Source organism: Streptomyces sp. NPDC104367 (genome assembly GCF_055583825.1).
Window position 1 is genome coordinate 276,160 of record NZ_JBVJND010000003.1, and the last position, 18,970, is coordinate 295,129.

The following is an 18,970-nucleotide window of genomic DNA, read 5'->3' on the forward strand; positions in this document are numbered from 1 at the left end:
GAGTACGCCCCGTCTCCAGATACGGAAGGGAACACGCCCGTGCCCCAGAACGTCGAGCCAGCACCCCCCTCCTCCTCCCTCCCCGCGGCGCTGGGCCGCCGTGGGTTTCTCGCCGTCTCGGCGCTGGCGCTGGCCGGCCTCGCCGGAGGGCTGACGCTCGGCCCCGGCGCGGGCAGCGCCCGCGCGGCCGACGGCGACCCCTACGAGACCCTCCGGCTGCGCTGGGCCGACATCCTCACCGGCGGCGCGCTCGACCCGGCCGACGAGGCCTACGCGACCGCGCTGACCGCCGTCTCCACCACCGCGACCACCCTGTGGAACACGCTCTCCGCGGACGCCTCCACCGGCTCGCTGTGGCCCGGGCTGCCGCTCGGCACCCCGGCCGACCTGACCACCAGCGCCAAACGGCTGGCCGCGATGGCCACCGCGTACGCCACTCCGGGCACCGCGGCCACCGACGGCAGCGGAAGAGCCCTGTACGGCGACGCCACGTTCGGCGCCGCGATCGCCGACGGCCTGGAGTTCGTGTGCGCCCAGGTCTACAACGCCGCCACCGCGGAGTCCGGCAACTGGTGGGAATGGGAGATCGGCACCCCGCAGGCCCTGCTCAACACCGCCGTCCTGGTACGGCCGTTGCTCTCGGCCGACCAGCTGGACGTCCTGCTCGCCGCCGTCGACCACTTCGTGCCCGACCCCACCCTCAACCGGTACGGCACCGACCGCACCACCTCCACGGGCGCCAACCGGGTGGACCTGTGCCAGGTCGTCGCGGTGCGCGGGGTCCTGGGCGCGAGCTCCGAGCGCCTGTCGACGGCCGTCGCCGCGCTCTCCGCCGTGTTCCCGTACGTCACCTCGGGCGACGGCCTGTACGCCGACGGCTCGTTCGTCCAGCACACGTACATCCCCTACACCGGGACGTACGGCATGGTGCTGCTGCGCGGCCTCGGCGTGCTGTTCCAGCTGCTCGCCGGCTCCGACTGGGAGGTCACCGACCCGGCGACGGCCCACGTCTTCGACTCCGTCGAGACCGCCTTCCGGCCCTGGGTGTGGAACGGGCTGTGCATGGACGCGGTCCGCGGCAGGGCCGTCGCCCGCCCGGCCGAGACGGACTTCTACGACGGCAACCTGATCGTCCAGTCCGTGCTGCGGGCCGCCGAGTCGGCGCCCACCGCGGCCCAGGCGGCCCGTTTCCGCTCCCTGGCCAAGGGCTGGATCACCCGGGGCGAGGTCGTGGCCCCCTTCGCCGCCACCGCGAGCGTCGCCGGGATCGCGCTGGCCCGGCCGGTGCTGGACGACGACTCGGTCCCGGCGGCCGAGGAGGGCACCGGGCACGTCCAGTTCCCCGCCATGGACCGGGTCGTGCACCGACGGGACGGCTGGGCCTTCGCGCTCGCGCTGTCGTCCGTCCGCACCGCCCGCTACGAGTCGATCAACGGGGAGAACCTGCACGGCTGGCACACCGGCGACGGCATGGGCCACCTGTACCTCGCCTCGGACCCGACCCACCACACCGACGGCTACTGGCCCACCGCCGACCCGTACCGGCTGCCCGGGACCACCGTCGACACCCTCGCCCTGGCCGACGCCGCCGGCACCGGGACCCGGTCCGCCGCCACCTGGTCGGGCGGGGCGAGCCTGTCGGACGGGTACGGCTGCGCGGGACTGGACTTCCGGCAGTACGGGTCCACGCTGACCGCGCGCAAGTCGTGGTTCCTGCTCGACGACGCCGTGGTCTGCGTCGGCTCGGCCATCACCGGGGGCAGCGGCGCCGCGGTGGTCACCGTGGTGGAGAACCGCAACCTCCACCAGGACGGCGGCAACACCCTCACCGTGGACGGCACCGTCCGCTCGGCCGCGTCCGGCTCGGCGCAGACCCTCGCCGTCTCCTCCTGGGCCCATCTGGAGGGCGTGGGCGGCTACCTCTTCCCGGGCGGGGCCACCGTCGAGGCCGCCCGCACGGACCGCACCGGCGCCTGGAGCGACGTCAACTCCCTCTCCGGCACGGCCGATCCGCTCACCCGGCAGTACCTCTCGCTGTGCCTGCCGCACGGCACCGCGCCGTCGGCCGACTCCTACGCCTATGTGCTGCTGCCCGGGCTCACCCGGGCGCGGACCGAGGCCCGAGCCGCCGCGCCGACCGTCACGGTGCTCTCCGACAGCGCCACCGTCCACGCGGTCCGGGACAGCGCGAGCGGGGTGATCGCGGCCAACTTCTTCGCCGCGGGCAGCGCCGGCGGCATCACCGTCTCGGCGCCCTGCTCCGTCATCACCCGGCAGCGGGACGGGCGGCTGACCGTCGGGATCTCCGACCCCACGCGGGCGTCGGGCACCGTCACCGTCCGGCTCGCCGTGGGCGGCAGCACGGTGAGCGCCGACGACGGGATCACCGTCACCGCCGCCTCCCCCGCCCTCACCCTGGTCGCCGACCTCGGCGCGGCGGCCGGCGCCACCCGCGAGGCCGTCTTCACCCTCGCCTCGGCCGTCCTCTCCCCGGTCGCCGACGCCTACGTGCGGGACGGCTCGTACTCCGCCACCGCGTACGGCACGGCCTCCACGCTGGTCGTGAAGAACGCCGCCGGCAGCGGCTACACCCGTCAGGCCTATCTCACCTTCGACACCGCGCCCGTGCTCGGCACGGTCACCGCCGCCACCCTGTCGGTGTACGGGTACGTCTCCGACTCCGGCGGCACGTCCACCCCGCTGGCGGCCCACGCGGTCGCCGACTCGACGTGGACCGAGTCGGCGCTGACCTGGGACAGCAGGCCGCCGCTGGGCGCCACGCTGGACACCGTCACCGCGACCACGGCCAAGGCGGTTCTCGCCTTCGACGTGACCGCCCGGGTGTCCGCCGCCGCGGGAGGCCTGGTGTCGCTGGCCCTGGCCGAGGACGACGCGGGTCTGGCGGTGATCCTCAACTCCCGCGAGAACACGGTGAGTCCGCCCACCCTGACGCTCACGCTGGCGAACGGCTGAGCGCCCGGTTCCGCCGCCGGGGGTTCCCGCGCCCCCGCGCGGTGAACTCCCGGTGACAGGGAATTTACCCGCGGCCCCTTGTCGGGCCGCCGGTCGCCACCTAAGGTTCCGCCGTCTCTCACAGAAGGACGGTGTCATGCATATTGTGACAACGGGCGACGGGGCGGCGGCCGAGGAGCCACGCCGCGCCACCCGGCCCCTGAGTACGGCGGTGAAGTTGCTGGCGCTGCTCGACGTCCTGGCCGACGTCGACGAGCCCGTCCGGGTCTCCTCCCTCGCCCGCGCCGTCGGCGCCCCGCGTGCCGAGGTGCACCGCCAGCTGGTCACGCTGGAGGCGGCGGGCTGGATGGAGCAGCTGCCCGACGACAGCTACCGGCTCACGCTGCGCCCGGCGCACCTGGGGCACACCGCGCTGCGCCAGGCAGGTATCGGGGAGCGCACCTCCCCGATGCTCGCCGACGCGGCGCGGGCCTGCGGCGACGTGGTCAGCATCGCCGTACTGGACGCGGCGACGGCCCGGGTCGTGCAGCGGGCCGAGCCGGGGCGCGGGCTGTACGCCACACTCCTGCTCGGCGACCGGCTCGACCTGGCCAGCAGCGCGACGGGACGGCTGCTGTGCGCGCTGGCCGACGCCAGGACCGCCACGGAGCTGGAACAGGCCGGTGTACCGCTGCCCGGCCCCGAGGACCGGGCGCTGATCCGGGCCACCGGGTGGGCGACGTCCACCGACGACGACGCCGACGGCATCGCCGCGGTCGCGGTCCCGCTGTGCCGCGAGGACGGCCCGCCGGTGGCGGCGCTGAGCCTGCACGGTCCGCGGGAGCGGATCACCGCGCGGGGCGCGCTGGCCGTCCTGCGCCCGCTGGCCCACCGCATCGAGCCGCTGCTGCGCCTCGACAGCGGCGCCCGGTTCGGCCTGCACGGCTGATACCCGGGCGCGGCGGCCGACGCCGTCCGCGCCCACGGCCCGCACCGCGCCCCTCCCCGGCTCCGCACCCGAATCCCTTCCCGGCGCCGCCCCAAGTCCCTTCCCGGCTCCGCCCCCCGCGCCGCCCCGCCCCCACCCGGGCGCGGGCCCCCGCGCCCACCCGACCGGCCCCACCCGCCCCTGACCGGGGCTACGGGCCCGGCGCCCCCCTTGCTTCCGCATGGCCCCCGCACGGCCCGCACGGCCCCGGCGGCCCCGGCGGCCCTAGCGGCCACCCCGGCCACCCCGGCCACCCCGGCCACCCCGGCCACCCCGGCCACCCCGGCCACCCCGGCCACCAGCACCCGCGTACCCCACGCCCCATGCCGCCGCCCGCCGCCTGCTGCCGGCCGGCCCGGCTCCCGATCCCGCCCGCCCGGCCCCGTCTCCGGCATGCCTCGCGCCGCCCCGCACACCGGGGCGTTCCCCGGCGCGCCCCCGTACCTCTCGGACCCCTCCCCCAGCCATGCCCACCTCCGGCGGGGCTCCCCTCCCCCGGACGACCAGAGAGTTCTCATGACCACGACCCCGACGGTGCCCGGCACCGCACCCACCGAGCCGCGTCCCGTGGGCCGGCTGCTCGCCCCCGACCGGCTCGCCCTGCTCCCGCCCACCCGGCTCAGCGCCGGGCGGGCCCTCGTGAACCGGATGGTCAGGGAACGCTGGCGGGTCGAGTGCCTGGAGTTCGACGTCGACCCCGACTCCCGGGGCCGGGTCCGCTACCGGGTGCACACCCCGTCCGGCCCGCTCGACTTCGTCGCGTTCTCCTTCACACCCAAGCTGGAGGGCCGGACCAGCCGGATCGTCGGCACCGACTGGGACATGACCGGCGCGCTGTTCGACGGCACCGCCGACGACGCCGACCTCGACGTCACCCGGGCCGAGCTGCCCAAGCTGTACGGCGGCCGGGCCACGTCGCACACCCTGGTGTGGTGCCGGTCCAACCGGAGCCTGCGGCTGTTCGAGCACGTCGTCGAGAGCCTCGCCGCGGGCCGCCAGCCCGACGCAGGGCGGCTGTGGGACGTCGGCTACCTGATGCGCAACACCGGCCTGGACGGCAACGGCACCTTCGGCACCCGCTCCTACGCCGCGCTCCCCGACCGGCATCCGCTCGCCGCGCCGCTGCACGCGCAGATGCTGGCCGCCTACCTGATGCGCGAGTTCGCGGCGGACCTCGCCGAGCACCTGGCGCGCCACCGCGACCCGCGCGCCGTACGCCTGGATCCCGAGCTGCGCCGCTGCCTCGGGCTGGGCAACGCCTCGGCGCTGGGACTGGTGTTCTTCACCAACAACCATCCCCGGCTGATCGACCGCTGGCTGGAGCTGCGCGAGCAGGCCCTGGCGCGGGCCCTGGACGCGCGCCGCGGCGCCGGGCACCTGGCGGCGATCCGCGAACGGCTGCTGCGCACCGTCCGGTTCCACGAACAGGACCCCACCGTCTACGGCGTGTTCGACGCCCCGGAGCTGCTCGCCGGGTCGCTGCGGCAGGCGCTCGCGCTGCTCGACGAGGTGCCGGACCCGGACCGCGACGGGGCGCTGCCGCGGCTGTGGGCGCGCTGGAACGCGGAACTGGACGCCGCCGCCGTGGAGGCGCTGGCCGCCGTGCTGATCGACAGCGTGCCGGACCTCACCGACCCGCTGGTGGACCGGCAGCGCGTCGACGAGTACCTGCGCATCCGGCCCGAGGCGACGGCCGGCGAGCTGCTGGCGCATCTGGAGGACGCCTACGCCTGGGCCCTGGCGGTCGACCTGACCGCGCCGGACGCGCTGCGGCACGTCTGGTACAAGTCGCGGGCGGCCGAGGAGCCCCGGCGCGGCCCGCGCGAGGAGGTCGCCGAGGGCCTGGACTGGCAGGTGAACGTCCCGCGGTCGGTGCAGGCACTGGCCCGCGACCTGCGGGCGGTCGGCGATCCGGAGCTGCCCGTGGGCGTGTTCTGCGTGATCCGCCCCGAGCACCGCGACACCGTCGCCCGGGTGCAGGGACTGTCCGACCTCGCCCTGCACAGCCCGCACATGAACATCGCCGACGACCGGTTCGTGCCCGTGCACATCGTGCGGTTCATGAACTCGGCCGTACACGGCCTGGACAAGACCGCCGACTCCGCCGGCCGCAACGTCCTCGGCCTGCTGTTCCACGGCGCGCCGAGCCGCCACACCGTCCACGAGCACGGCGACGCGGACTGGGCGCTGCCCGCCCGCCCGGCCGCCGTGCGGCACGAGGAGGAACCCGCATGACCCGTCACCCCGCCCCCGCCCCTGCCCCCGTCGCCTCTCCCGGTGCGTCCGCGGAGGTGGTCCGGGTCTCGGTCCGCGAACTGCGGCTGATGACCGGCCGGGTGCTGCTCACCACGATGGTGCCGTTCGGCAGTGTGGCCGCCACCCGGGACGTGGTGGTCGCCGCCGAGACCCACGGCCTGTCCGGGCTCGCCGGCCTGCTCGACGCGCTGCCCGCGCTGCGCGCCCGGCACCTGCGCCCCACGCTGCGCGGCGCCGCGGCCGTCCTGCCCGGCGCCGCGGAGCAGCCGCCGCTGGCGACCGCGGCCGACCTGCTGGACCTCGCGGTCGCCTGCGCCCTCGGCCACGGCGAGGTCACCCTGGCCGCGGCCGGGGAGGACTGGTCCGTACGGGCGCTGGTCCCGGCGGCCCGGCGGCTCGGTGTCGCCCTCACCTGCGCGGCGGACCGGGTCACGGCCCGCCCGCTGCCCGGTGCGCCGGCCGACGGCCCGGACGCGGCCGACCTGCGGGCCCTGACCTACGGGGTCGCCGTGCCGCTCGCGCGGTGGCGGCGGGTGGTCGCCGAGGCCGAGACGGCCCTGACGCCGGACAGTCCGCTGTCGCGGACGCATGCCGGTGACTCCCTCTTCGGCCCCGGCGGGGAGATCCTCGCCGAGGCCGGCGAGGACGAGCCGGTGGAGGTGCCCGCGTGACCGCCCCTGCGCCCGCGCCTGTGTCCGCGCCTGTGTCCGCGCCGCCGGTCGTCGACGGCCTCCAGTGCGGCCCGTACGACCGCGAGGTGTTCCTCCAGCTCCGGGCCGGGGGCGTGGCCTGCGCGACCGCCACGGTGGCGTTCTGGGAGGACGCCGTGGAGACGATGGACGCGCTCGCCGCCTGGCACGACCTGCTGGCCGCCAACGCCGACCTCGTGGTCCGGGCGACGACGGCCGCCGACATCGAGCGGGCCCGGCGGGAGGGCCGTACGGCGATCCTGCTCGGCGCGCAGAACGCCAGCCCGCTCCAGGGCCGGCTCGGGTTCGTGCGGCTGTTCCACGCGATGGGGCTGCGGGTGATGCAGCTGACGTACAACAACAACAACGAGTTGGGCGGCTCCTGCTACGAGGAGCGCGATCCGGGGCTGACCCGGTTCGGCGCGGAGGTCGTGCGGGAGATGAACGCGGCCGGGATGCTGGTCGACCTCTCGCACTCCGGGGACCGCACCCGCCGCGAGGCCATCGACCGCTCGGCCGCCCCGGTGGCGATCACCCACGCCAACCCGCGCTCCCTGTACGACCACCCGCGCAACGCCGACGACGCGACACTGCGCGCGCTGGCCGAGCGCGACGGGGTGGTGGGGCTGGCCACCTACCGGTCGATCTCCGGCCGGTACGCGGCCTCCCTGGACGACTGGTGCGCGATGGTGACCCGCACCGTGGAGCTGATCGGGGTGCGGCACGTCGCGATCGGCACCGATCTCAGTCCCAAGGCGGGACCGGCCGAGTTCGCGTGGATGCGCAAGGGGCGCTGGACCCGCGGCGAGCAGCGCGGCGCCGACCTGGGCGGCCCGCCCCCGTCCGCGGGAGGCGAGTGGCTCGCGGACGCCTCCGGGCTCGCGCTGGTCGCCGACCGGCTCACCGCCCGCTTCGGTTTCTCCGCCGAGGAGGCGCGGGCCGTCGTGGGCGGCAACTGGCTGCGCCTGTACGAGACCGTGCTGACCGGCCCCGACGCCGGGTGAGGAGGGCCGGGCGGTCCGCATGGCGGAGCGCCCGGCCGGCAGGACCCGACCATCAGTGGCGGCCCCGTACCGTGGGAGGTCAGCGGGACCGCCCGTGAACCGAAAGGCCGACGGGCCATGACATATGAGCAGACCGAGAAGGGCTCGCGTACGGCGCCGTCGGGCGTCGCCGGGCCACCCACCACCGACGACCCGACGGCGGCGCGCGAGCGGGCCGCACGGCTCACCGCGCGCATCGACCGCCTGCCGATGACCTGGGTGCAGGGCCGCATCCTGACCCAGGGCGGGATCAGCACCACGCTGGACGGGCTGGACCTGGGCATCATGTCGTTCCTGCTGCCGTTGATCACGGCGGCGTTCGCGCTGACCGGCGCCCAGCAGGGACTGGTCGCCAGCGCCACCCTGGCGGGCGCCTTCGCGGGCGATCTCTCGCTGGCCGTGCTCGGCAACCGGATCGGCCGCAAGCCGCTGCTGCTGTGGTCGCTGGTGCTGTTCAGCGGCTGCACCCTGCTGTCGGCGGCGGCGCCCGACTTCGGCATGCTGCTGGTGCTGCGCTTCCTGGCCGGTGTCGGCGTCGGGGTCAACGTGAACATCGTGATCCCCTATCTCGCCGAGTTCGCGCCCCGCAGCGCCCGGTCCGCCTACGTGGGCTCGCTCGCCGGGTTCTTCGGGCTGGGCTATGTGCTGGCCGCGCTGATCGGCACGTTCGTGGTGGCGCGGGTGGACGACGGCTGGCGCTGGGGGCTGGTGCTGGTGGGCCTGCCGGTGGCGCTGGGGCTGTGGTGGCGCCGCAATCTGCCGGAGTCGCCGCGCTATCTGCTGCTCAAGGGCCGTGACGAGGAGGCCGAGGCCGTCGTCGCCGCCCTGGAGGAGGCCGTCCGGCTGCGCACGGGCGAGCCGCTGCCGGAGCCGGAGCCGCCGGCCCCGGCCGGCCGGGACGAGGACCTGGGGGCGCTGCGGCAGTTCGCGCAGCTGTGGCGGGGGCCGTACCTGCGGCAGACCGTCGTGGTGTGGACGATGTTCTTCGTCGCGAGCTTCGCGTACTACGGCTTCCTGACGTTCCTGCCGAGCATGCTGCTGGACCGGGGGCTGTCCATCACCGACAGCTTCGGGTACGCGCTGCTGGTCGAGGTCGCCCAGGTGGCCGGCTACTACCCGGCGGCCTGGCTGGCGGACCGCACCGACCGCAAGTGGAGCATCGTGGCCTGTCTGGCCGGTTCGGCGGTGTGCGCCTGGGCGCTGTCGCAGGCGGACGCGAACGGGCTGGTGCTGCTGCTGAGCGTGCTGCTGGGCTTCTTCCTCAACGGTCTGTACGCGCCGCTGTACACCTACCTCCCGGAGGTGTACCCGACGCGGCTGCGCTCGATGGCCGCCGCGACGTCGGACGCGTTCAGCCGGGTCGGCGGCATCGTCTCCCCGATGATCATCGGTACGGCGTACGCGTCGCTGCGGTTCGGCGGGGTCTTCACCCTGATCTGCGCCGTGCTGGCGGCGGGGTGCGTGCTCACCCTGGTGCTGTGCACGTCGACCCGGGGGAAGTCGCTGGAGAACCTGGCGTACTGAGCCGGGGTGGACGACGGCAGGTCCCCGCCCGGTCCGGGCGGGGACCTGCCGTCGGTTCGGTCAGGACGCGGCGGGCGGCAGCGTGGAACGGAAGGTCCAGTGGCCGGAGCCGGTCTCGTACACGGTCTCGGTGGCCGTGGCGCGGACCTGCCTGGCGCCCTCGGGTGCCGTCGCGCTTCCGTCGGCGGCGGGCACGTGGATCTCGGCCGTGCTGCCCGCGGGCACGTCGACCGTGAGCCGGAAGGCGTCGCCGTCCCGGGTCCAGCCGGTGCGGGCGAGGCCGTAGGGGGTGCGGTAGGAGCCGGACGCGGAGGTCAGGTCGCCCTCCACCGCCGGGTCGACGAGGAGTTCGCGGTAGCCCACCGAGTCCGCGCTCTGGCCGAGGCCGGCGATCCGCCCGGTGAACCAGGAGTCGATCGCGCCGAGCATGAAGTGGTTCTGCGACTGGCCGGGGCCGCCGTCCCAGGACTCGCCGAGGGTGGTGTTGCCGGCGAGCACCTGGTAGCCGTAGCTGGGGCTGGTGGTCCGGGTGGCGATCCGGTACACGATGTCGTCGCGGCCGGCCGCGGAGAGCACGCGGAACGCGGACGGCAGGGAGATCTCGCCGAGCTGGAGATGGTAGTCGGCGGCCTCGACGGACGAGGTGAAGTGGGCCAGGAGGCGGTCCTGCTCCCCGGCCGGGTAGGCGCCCATGTCGAGCGCGAGGGCCTCGGCGCCCTGGCCGCCGCCTCCGAAGGCGCCGGTGGCGCTGTCGTAGTACCTGGCCGCGAGGGCCTGGGCGGAGGTGTCGGCGTCGGCCCGGTAGCCGGCCGCGGCGGTGTCGTCGCCGAGGACGGCGGCGATCCGGGACAGGGCGTCCACGACGCGCCAGTAGCCGTAGGTGCCGGCGACCGCGCGGGGGAAGGTGCGGTCCGGGGTGAACCAGTCGCCGAGGCCGTAGTCGAGGATGCCGGCCGAGACCTGGGTCTTCAGGAAGGCCGCGTACTGGCGCATCCGCGGGTAGTAGGCGCGCAGGGTGTCCCGGTCGCCGTAGGTGGTGTAGAGCTGCCAGGGCACCAGGACGAAGGAGCCGCCCCAGTTGGCGTCGTTGCGGTAGGCGCCGGGCAGGCTGGTGTACTCGGGAACGGTGCTCGGGATCAGGCCGTCGGCGGTCTGGGCGTCGGCCATGTCACGGACGATCTTGCGCAGGTAGGCCTGCATGTCGTAGTTGGCGGCGAGCGCGGGGAAGACCAGCTGGTCCTGTTCGAGCCAGCCGAGCTTCTCGCGGCTCGGGCAGTCGGTGAGGACGCTCATCATGTTGCCCTCGATCGCCCGCCGGATGATCCCGTGGATGCCGTTGATCAGGGTGTCGGAGCTGGTGAAGCCGCCGGCGGAGGCGTTGTCGGTGCGCAGCACCTGGCCGCGTACCGAGACCGTCGCGCCGTCCGGCAGGCCCTTCAGCTCCAGGTAGCGGAAGCCGTGGTAGCCGAAGGTGGGGTGCCAGGTGGCGGTGCGGCCGTCGCGGGTGGTGTAGCTGTCCCACAGGGGGGCGCCGACGTTGCTGATGGACTGGAAGGCGTGTCCCTCCTTGAGGCTCTCCGCCGGGTAGATCCGGATCTCCGTGCCGGCGGGCGCGCTGACGGTGATCTCGGGCCGGCCGGCGATGTTGCGGCCGAGGTCGAAGACGCGGCTGCCGGCGGCGCCGTCGACCTCCTTGCCGGTGAGGGTCTCCACGACCCGGACCGGTTCGGTCTCACGGGCGCTGAGCGCGGCGGGGGCGTCGGTGGTCCCGGGCGCGGCGACGGTGACGGCGTGGTCCCAGCCGCGGCGGTCGCCCTGCGGGTCGTTCCAGTGCGGGATCTCGCGGCGGGCGTCGTAGTCCTCGCCGCCGTACCAGTTGCTGGAGGTGGTGGGGCCGAGCGTGGTGCGCCAGTCGTCGCCGCTCTTGACGACGCGGCGGCTGCCGTCGGCGAGGGTGATCTCCAGCTGGGCGACGAGCTCGGGGTCGCTGATGTTGCCGTAGAGCTTGCGGTAGCGGTCGGCGGTGCTGATCACGTTGGACATGCCGTTGCCGAGGGCGACGCCCAGGGTGTTGGCGCCGGTGCGCAGCCGGTCGGTGACGTCGTAGGTGGCGTACTGGACGCGTTCCCGGTAGTCGGTGTTGGCGGGTTCGAGTACCGCGTCCCCGACGGGTTCGCCGTTGAGGGTGGCGTCGTAGATGCCGAGTCCGGCGATGTAGAGGCGGGCGCTGCGGATGCCGCGCGGGAGGGTGAAGTCGTCGGCGAGCAGCGGGAGTCCGGCGGGCAGGTAGGGCTTGGGCGGCTGCTGGCCGGTGACCTGGGTGAGCATGGTGAAGGTTCCCGTGGCGTCGTCGGACGCCGAAAGGGCGTAGTCCACGGGGAAGTTCGGGACCCTGCCGTCGTCGGTGAGGACGTCGGCGCGCGGGTAGAGGGCCACCTGGTCGAAGGTCCTGGCCGACTTGAGGTCGAGGGTGAGGGTGACGGGGGCGGCCGAGGTGTCGGCGGAGGTGTGGGCGGCGCTGGAGTAGCCGGCGGCCGTCTGCAGGGCGCTGTTGGTCAGTCCGTCGACGGCGAGGGCGGGTTCGTAGGTCTTGCGGATCGTGTAGGTCTCGGAGGCGGTGACCGCGGCGCCCTTGGCGAGCCCGGTCGTCCCGGTCTGCGTGTCGCGTACGTCGATCTCGCCGAGCTGGAGGCGCCAGGTGCGGGCGTCGACGCTCTCCTTGAGGGGCAGGCCGAGGCGTGTGACGTCGAGGCGCAGGTAACGGGCCGTGGTGCGGGGCACCTTGACGACGACGGGTTCGATCTCCTTCTCGCCGAGCCGCCATTCGGGGTGGGTGATCCACCCGGCCTGCCAGTCGGCGGCCTTGGTGAGACCGGTCTCGAAGGCGGCCGGGGTGCTCCAGGCCGAGGCCCGGTGCGCGCCGGACCAGAGCTGGACGCGCCAGTAGACACGGGCGCGGGAGCCGAGCGCGCGGCCCGCGTACGTGGTCTCCGGTACGTCGGAGGCGACCTTCCCGGAGTCCCAGAGGTCGGGGCGGCCGGAGCGCAGGCGGGCGGGCGAGGTGGCGGCCTGCACGCGGTAGGCGCGCTGGAGGGTGTTCGCGGTGTCGGCGGTGGTGCCCCAGCTGAGGTCGGGGGTGGTGTCGTCGATGCCGAGCGCCTGGTCCAGGTGCTGGGTGCGCAGCTGGACGGGGGTGATGGTGCCGGTGGTCGCGGCGGTGGCCGGGACGGTGGCGGACACGGCGGTGACGAGGGCGGTCAGTGCGGCGGACAGCAGGGCGGCGAGGCGGCGGCGTCCGGCGCGGGGTCCGGGACGGGGCATGGCGGTCCTTCCTGGCGGGGCGGGATCGTCAGACGCGGTCGAGGGCGACGGTCACGCGGCGCTTGAAGCGCAGGGTGACCGGGCCGAGCAGGCCGGAGGGCAGGGGCTTGTTGCGTTCGTTGGAGAGGGTGTTGGCGACGCGTACGGCGATGCGGTTGCGTCCGGGGACCAGCAGGCCGGTGACGTCGGTGACGAAGGGCGCCCACAGCAGCGGGGCGAGCGCGGTGCCGTTGACGGTCACCTGGGCCACGTCCCGCACGTCCCCGAGGTCGAGCAGCACGCGCCGTCCGTCCAGGGCGGCCCCGTCGACGTCGAGGTCCTTGGTGTGGGTGCCGCTGCCGGAGAAGAGCGGGGCGTACGCCGTCCAGCTGCCGAGCGGTCCGGTGACGGGGGTGTCGCCGTCCCGTTCCAGGGTCAGCGTCCAGTCGCCGGTGACCGGGACCGGGGTGAGCGGGTCGTCGACGCGGACCGTGCCCCGGTAGGCGCGGCTCCCGTCGGTGCCGCCGACCGGGTGGCTGCCGGGCTCGGTCACCTCGACCGTGGCGCGCAGCGTGCGGCCGTGCCGCTCGACCGCGAGCACGTCGACCGGTGCGTCCGTGAGATGCGCCGGCTCCGTGCCGTGCGCGCGGACGACGACGATCCGCGTCTCGTACGGCGCGAAGGCCAGCGGCACGAGCAGGCCCCGCCTGGCCGCGCGGTACAGGGGGGCCGGGCCGGTCTCGCCGGTCGCCGGGTCCCACAGCTCAGGGACGCCGTCGGCGGGCAGTACCGCGGTGGTCGTCACGGCGCTGCCGCTCTCGTTGTTGAGGAGGAAGGCGGTGTCGTCGCCCCGGGTGACGCGCAGGACGCGGATCGCGTCCCGGGCGGGTTCGAGGACGGCCGCCGCGGCTCCGGCGTCGTGGGCGGCGGCGCCCAGTCCCGTGGTGTCGGCGACGCGCACGGCCCGGCCCCGGCCGAGGGCGCGGTTGCCCGAGGCGGTGCCGGGGAAGAGGTCGTCGAGGGCGCGGGTCAGGGAGCGGTCGTCGGTGTCGGCCTCGTCGGCGGGCAGGGTGCCCACCGCGACCACGGTGCCGCCCGCCCGGACGAAGGCGTTCAGCGCGCGGACGGTCGCGGTGTCCAGGGTCGGTGTCTCGGGCAGGACGACGAGGTCGTAGCCGGCCGCGCCGACGGCGAGCCGCCCGCCGCGCACCCGGGCGTGGGCCAGCAGGTCGGGGTCGCCGGTGAGGGCTCCCTCGTGGAGGAGGTCGAAGTCGACCTGGGCGCGCTCCAGCGCGTAGGCGGCGTCGCTGAGCGCGCCGTCGACGGTGCCCTGCCGGTCGGTGCCGGTCCACTGCTCGGCGGCCCGTTGCGGCTGGAGCAGCGCGGTGCGGGCGGCGGAGGTGCCGCGGCCCGCCTCCATGACCCGGCCGATCCACTCGGCCAGCGGGCGCATCGACCACCACCAGGGGGCGCGGGGCCCGAAGGGCGGCGGGAAGTAGACGACGGTCTCGTCGGTCCACAGGGCGTGCAGGACGGTCAGGTTGACGCCGCGGGCGGCCTGGGCGCCGACGGTCGCGTGCACGAAGCCGGGGGTGACCTGCCAGCCCATGTTGCCGAACATCTCCATCAGGGTCCGTTCCCGGCCCATCTGGTGGGCGACCGAGACCGGGTTGCGGGGCAGCATGGTCTGCTGGCCCGCCACGTACTCGGCGGTGATGATGTCGCCGCCGGGCACCTGGGCCCACTGGTTGACCTTGTGCAGGTCGCCGGTGCTGGGGATGCGTTTGGCGGGGGCCGTCTCGTCGTAGAGCGGGTTGGTGATGAGGGCGACGCCCCGCTGCTCGCACCACTGGGCCTGGGCGCGGAAGTAGCGGGCGAACCGGTTGGAGACGGCCTGCCAGTAACGGCCGCGCGCGACGCGGCCGGTGCGGCCGAGGTCGTCGAAGGCGCTGGAGTAGGCGGCGCCGGGCGCGACGCCGACGTCCCGCAGCGCCCGGTCGAGCGTCGGCGACCAGGGCAGCCGCTTGAAGTGGGCCTCGGCGGAGGCGAAGAAGGGCTCGTCGTCCCAGAAGCCGGGGATCACCGTCCCGAACCAGCGGTGGAAGCGGCGGTGGTACTCGCCGGGCACGATGTCGAGGAAGAGCCGCACGGGTTCGTCGTCGAGGAGGTCGACGTAGCTGCGGCTGTAGCCCTGGGTGTCGTCGACGAGCGGGACGCCACCGAACAGGTCGATCTGCCAGCGCCCTTCCGGGACCTGCCAGTCGCCGTCGGCCGTGAGCCGGTCGGTCAGGTCGACGACGTCGGCCGCGGCGGCGGCCCCCACCGGGCGCGCGGCGGCGGCCACGGCCTCGACGGGGAGCGACGCCCGCTCGGGGAAGTCGCCCGCGCCGGCCGCGTCGTCGAACGTCGTCGAGTAGAGCGTGGTGCCGTCGGGCGCGGTGACGGAGAGGCTGTCCCACAGGCCGCGTTCGTCGCCGACCGCGCGCACGCCGACCCCGCCGGACGGGCGCCCGTCGTCGGTGAGCGTGCCCTTGGCGCGGCCGTCGAGGGTGACGGTCAGGGACGCGCCGCTCAGGGTGACGACGAGCGTGTGGTACTTGGTCTTGTTGAAGCCGTCGGTGCGGGTGCTGCGCAGCAGTTCGACGGGGTTCTCGTCCCGGGCCAGGCGCAGCACGGTGACGACGCCTGTCTGGTCGAAGGTGACCGCGTAGCCGTCGAGGCCGTCGGCGGCGGCGCGCACGACCAGTGCGGCGGCGGTGTGGTCGGCCTTGGCGCTCGCGGTGACGGTGACATCGGTCCACTGGCCGCCGCCGCGCAGCACGGTGGCGCCGTTCAGGACGGCGGCGTCGGCGACCAGGTGACCGGCCTCCACCCCCACGCCGGTGGTGCGGCGCAGGTCGGCGCGGGCCGGGCCCTCGACGACCGTGGTGGACCGCCACAGCGCCTTCAGCCGCAGGTCGGGGCGGGGTTCGTAGGTGCGGCTGCCGACCGTGCCGCCCTTGACGACGAACTCGCCGGCCCGGCCGCTCGGGAAGTGGTCGTCGTTGAAGAGCCAGACGCGCATGCCGGTGGCCTCGGCCGTGCGCAGCACGTGCTCGACGATGTCGAACCATTCCTCGGTGAAGAAGACCGGCCGCATGGCGTCGTTGTCGAAGGAGAAGAGGATCACCTCGTGCATCCCCTTGTCCCTGAGGTCGGCCAGTTGCCGGTCGACCAGGTCGGGGGTGACGGGGCCGTTCCAGTACCAGTAGACGGTGGGGCGGCTGTCCTTGGGCGGGTCGGTGAAGCGGCGGGTGGTGAAGGCGGTGGGGGCCGCGGGGGCGGTGCCGGGGTGTCCGGGCGCGGCGGACGCCGGCGGCGGTACGGCGAGGCCGAGGCCGGTCAGTCCGGTCGCGAGGGCGGTACCGACCCCGGCCGCGGCGACGAAGCCGCGTCTGGACAGGGGCGCTTCGGGGGTGTGCTCGGGCATGCGGATGCTCCAGCGGGTGCTAGGAAAAAGGGGGATCAGGCGAGAAGGGGAAGACGGAAGAAGGGGGAGGGGGCGGGGGCGGGGCGGGCTTCGGCGGGGGCCGGTCAGCCTGCGGCGAGACGGGCCACCTCGGCCGCCGTGAGGGCGCGGTTGTGCACACGCAGGTCGCGGACGGCACCCTTCAGATACGGGTGGGTGGTGTTCTGCGAGCGGCCGAGGTAGGAGCGGTTGGTCACCCCGAGCAGCAGCGGGCTCGCGACCATCGCGGAGTTGCGGCCGGACTCGGCGCCGTCCAGGTAGAGCACACCGGTACCGCCGCCCAGGGTGAGCGCCACATGCGTCCAACCGCCCACCGGGAGCGGCCCGGTGGCGTCGACGAAGTCCTCGCGCTCCATGCCCATGATCTTCAGCGCGGCCCGGGCCCGGCCCGCTCCGGTGGTGGCGGCCAGGAAGAGATAGGTGTCCTTGTGGTAGCCGAAGTCGAAGACGCGGGCCGAGGCGGCGAGGGCGTCCACCCGCACCCGTACGCTGATCGTCACTTCGTCCAGGCCGCTCAACAGGCCCGGTGGCAGGGCGACATGAGCGCCGGTGCCGTCGAGCAGGACGGCCGGTCCGGTGCCGTCGTCGGCCCAGTCCGCCCCGCCGGCGAGGGCCGCGTCGGCGAACCGCCCGGTGGTGTCGGCCGGGACACCGGTGCCCTCGTCCAACGGGTAGTGGGCGACGTCCCGTTCGCGGCTCCGGCGCGGGGACACCGCCCAGTAGACGTTGTAGCGCTGGTGCTGGATCTCGTGGAACGGCCGCAGGGTGACGGGGAGGCCGTCGGCGAGCGCGGTGAACCGGGTGGCGGTGCCGGCGACCGGGCGCAGCGACCCGGGCACGACGGCGGGGATCGTGGCGAGCGCGGTGTCGCCGTACTCGCCGGCGAGCTGGAGCGGGCCGTAGGACACCGTTGTCACCTGCGGGTTGTCCGGGGCCGGGGTCCACACGGGCCGCCTGGGCAGGGCGAGTTCGACCGTGTCACCGGTCCGCCAGGTCCGCTCGACGGCCGTGTAGGCGCCGGGCCGGACGCGGGCGGTGACCGCTCGGCCGTTGACCTTCAGCACGGCGTCACCGCCGGTGTCGGCGACCCAGCCGGGGATCCTGAGGTGCAGCGCGAAGCGCCCCTCGCCGGAGGTGACGGTCAGGCGTGAGCGCCCCTCGTCCGGATACCGGGTCTCCTGCCGGAGCGTCACCCCCTGTTGCCTCCAGCGGACTTCGGAGGGGATGAAGAGGTTGACGTAGAGGGCGGGCGAACGCGGGTCGCGGGCACGGAAGTAGACGGAGTCGGCGAACTTGGTGTGCGTCTCCAGTCCGGTGCCGTGGTCGCAGGAGAAGTTGTCGTAGTCGCCGCTGTAGCTGCCGGGGGCGGAACCGAGCCCGCCCTTCGGCTCGCGCCGGGACCCGGCCCACAGCCCGGTGTAGTAGGTGACGAACCCGTGCGCGGAGTCCGGGTCCTGCTCCCCCAGCATCTGGTTGAGGAGGGTCCACTCGTAGTGGTCCATGTACGCGGACCGGTCGGGGCGGTGCAGGAAGAGGCCGCGGCCGAGCTTGAGCATGTTGTAGCTGTTGCAGTTCTCGCAGGTGACCGTGGAGAGCCTGCTGACGATCTCGTCGGGCGGTCCGAAGAGCTCCTGGTTGGAGTTGCCGCCGATGGCGTACGAGTGGTGGCGTACGACGGCCGTCCAGAAGGTGTCCGCGAGGTCCAGGTAGCGCGTCTCGCCGGTGGCCTCGTAGGAGGGCACGGCTCCGACGATCTTGGCTATCTCGGTGTTGGCGTGCCGCCCGGCCAGTTCGTCGCGCCCGGCGGCGAGCGGCGCGTACAGGTCCTCGTGGTCGAAGCGGCGGGCGGTGCGCAGGTGCGCCGGATCGCCGGTCTCCAGGTACAGCCGCATGAGCACGTCGTTCATGCCGCCGAACTCGACCTTGAGCAGGTTCTGCATCCGCTCGTAGGAGAGCGGCGCGGTGCGCGCGTCGGCCCAGGCGGCCATCTCCCGCAGGACGTCGAGGGCCTGTCCGTTCCCGCCGAGCCGGTACTTGTCGAGCAGCCCGGCCATGATCTTGTGCAGGGTGTAGTACGGCGCCCAGGGCTTGCCGCCCGCCTCCAGCTGGTCGAAGACCGACTCGGGGAAGGCCGAGAGGTAGCCGGGGGTGAACCCGGCCGCGGGGGCGGCGCGTTGGCACTCGGCGAGCGCGGCGACGAGGATGCGGCCCCGGTCCGCGTACGCGGTGTCGCCGGTGCTCGCGTGGGCCTGGGCGAGGGCGCTGAGCAGGTGGCCGGTGGTGTGGCCGCGCAGCTGGACGGTGGGGGCCTCCCAGCCGCCGCAGGGCTCGGCGCCGGACGGCAGGCCGACGGTGAGGCGGAAGGTGTGCAGCAGCCGGTCGAGGTCCACGAAGAGCAGGTAGGCGCAGGTGCGGCGCATGTTCGCGAGGAAGGGGCTCTCCAGGAGCCGGACGTCCGCGAGGTCGAAGGCGGCGAGGGCGGGCGCGGAGCCGGCGTGAGCGCCGGGGTGGGCGTCGGAACCGGTGTCGGTGCCGGCCGCGTGGGCGGTCGTCGCGGAGCCGAGCGTGGCGGATCCGACGGTGGTGACGGCTGCCGCGGCCGAGGCGGTGGCCAGGAGCCGGCGGCGGGACGGGCCGGAGGTGTCGCGAGGTGCGGGCAACGTACGGAACTCCCTTCGGCGGGAAATTGAATCGTTTTACGATGCAGGCG

General features: G+C 74.6%; 9 protein-coding genes. 6 read left to right on the top strand and 3 right to left on the bottom strand.

Annotation, left to right across the window (positions count from 1 at the left end; translation table 11 throughout):
- Nucleotides 1–39 precede the first annotated feature (39 nt).
- The 6 genes from ACZ619_RS06785 to ACZ619_RS06810 all read left to right on the top strand — a co-directional run bounded on the left by ACZ619_RS06785 (nucleotide 40) and on the right by ACZ619_RS06810 (nucleotide 9,452).
- Nucleotides 40–2,973 carry a polysaccharide lyase family 8 super-sandwich domain-containing protein gene (locus tag ACZ619_RS06785; protein WP_469595021.1) on the top strand — a complete coding sequence of 978 codons (2,934 nt, stop codon included), beginning with the start codon at nucleotides 40–42 and terminating at the stop codon, nucleotides 2,971–2,973.
- 136 nt (nucleotides 2,974–3,109) lie between these two features.
- Nucleotides 3,110–3,901, top strand: a complete 792-nt coding sequence (locus tag ACZ619_RS06790) for an IclR family transcriptional regulator (protein WP_469595023.1) — start codon at nucleotides 3,110–3,112, stop codon at nucleotides 3,899–3,901.
- A 555-nt stretch (nucleotides 3,902–4,456) separates the two neighbouring features.
- A complete protein-coding gene (locus ACZ619_RS06795) occupies nucleotides 4,457–6,175 on the top strand; it encodes a hypothetical protein (RefSeq protein WP_469595025.1) in 1,719 nt (572 codons plus the stop codon).
- The gene (locus ACZ619_RS06800; protein WP_469595027.1) at nucleotides 6,172–6,867 is read left to right on the top strand and encodes a hypothetical protein; all 696 of its coding nucleotides are present in this window, start codon (nucleotides 6,172–6,174) and stop codon (nucleotides 6,865–6,867) included. Before ACZ619_RS06795 ends, ACZ619_RS06800 begins: the two co-directional genes overlap by 4 nt.
- Nucleotides 6,864–7,889: a dipeptidase gene (locus ACZ619_RS06805; RefSeq protein ID WP_469595028.1), complete on the top strand. Its 1,026-nt coding sequence runs from the start codon at nucleotides 6,864–6,866 to the stop codon at nucleotides 7,887–7,889. Before ACZ619_RS06800 ends, ACZ619_RS06805 begins: the two co-directional genes overlap by 4 nt.
- Nucleotides 7,890–8,006: 117 nt before the next feature.
- Complete coding sequence (locus tag ACZ619_RS06810; RefSeq protein ID WP_469595030.1) at nucleotides 8,007–9,452, top strand: MFS transporter; 1,446 nt, start codon at nucleotides 8,007–8,009, stop codon at nucleotides 9,450–9,452.
- A gap of 60 nt (nucleotides 9,453–9,512) precedes the next feature.
- On the opposite strand, the gene ACZ619_RS06815 is transcribed toward ACZ619_RS06810, so the two are convergent.
- The 3 genes from ACZ619_RS06815 to ACZ619_RS06825 all read right to left on the bottom strand — a co-directional run bounded on the left by ACZ619_RS06815 (nucleotide 9,513) and on the right by ACZ619_RS06825 (nucleotide 18,920).
- Nucleotides 9,513–12,773 carry a family 78 glycoside hydrolase catalytic domain gene (locus ACZ619_RS06815; RefSeq protein ID WP_469595032.1) on the bottom strand — a complete coding sequence of 1,087 codons (3,261 nt, stop codon included), beginning with the start codon at nucleotides 12,771–12,773 and terminating at the stop codon, nucleotides 9,513–9,515.
- Nucleotides 12,774–12,801: 28 nt separating this feature from the next.
- Nucleotides 12,802–16,221, bottom strand: a complete 3,420-nt coding sequence (locus ACZ619_RS06820) for a glycosyl hydrolase (protein WP_469595035.1) — start codon at nucleotides 16,219–16,221, stop codon at nucleotides 12,802–12,804.
- Nucleotides 16,222–16,325: 104 nt separating this feature from the next.
- On the bottom strand, nucleotides 16,326–18,920 hold the full coding sequence (locus ACZ619_RS06825) for a glycoside hydrolase family 127 protein (protein ID WP_469595037.1): 2,595 nt from the start codon (nucleotides 18,918–18,920) through the stop codon (nucleotides 16,326–16,328).
- Nucleotides 18,921–18,970: the final 50 nt, after the last annotated feature.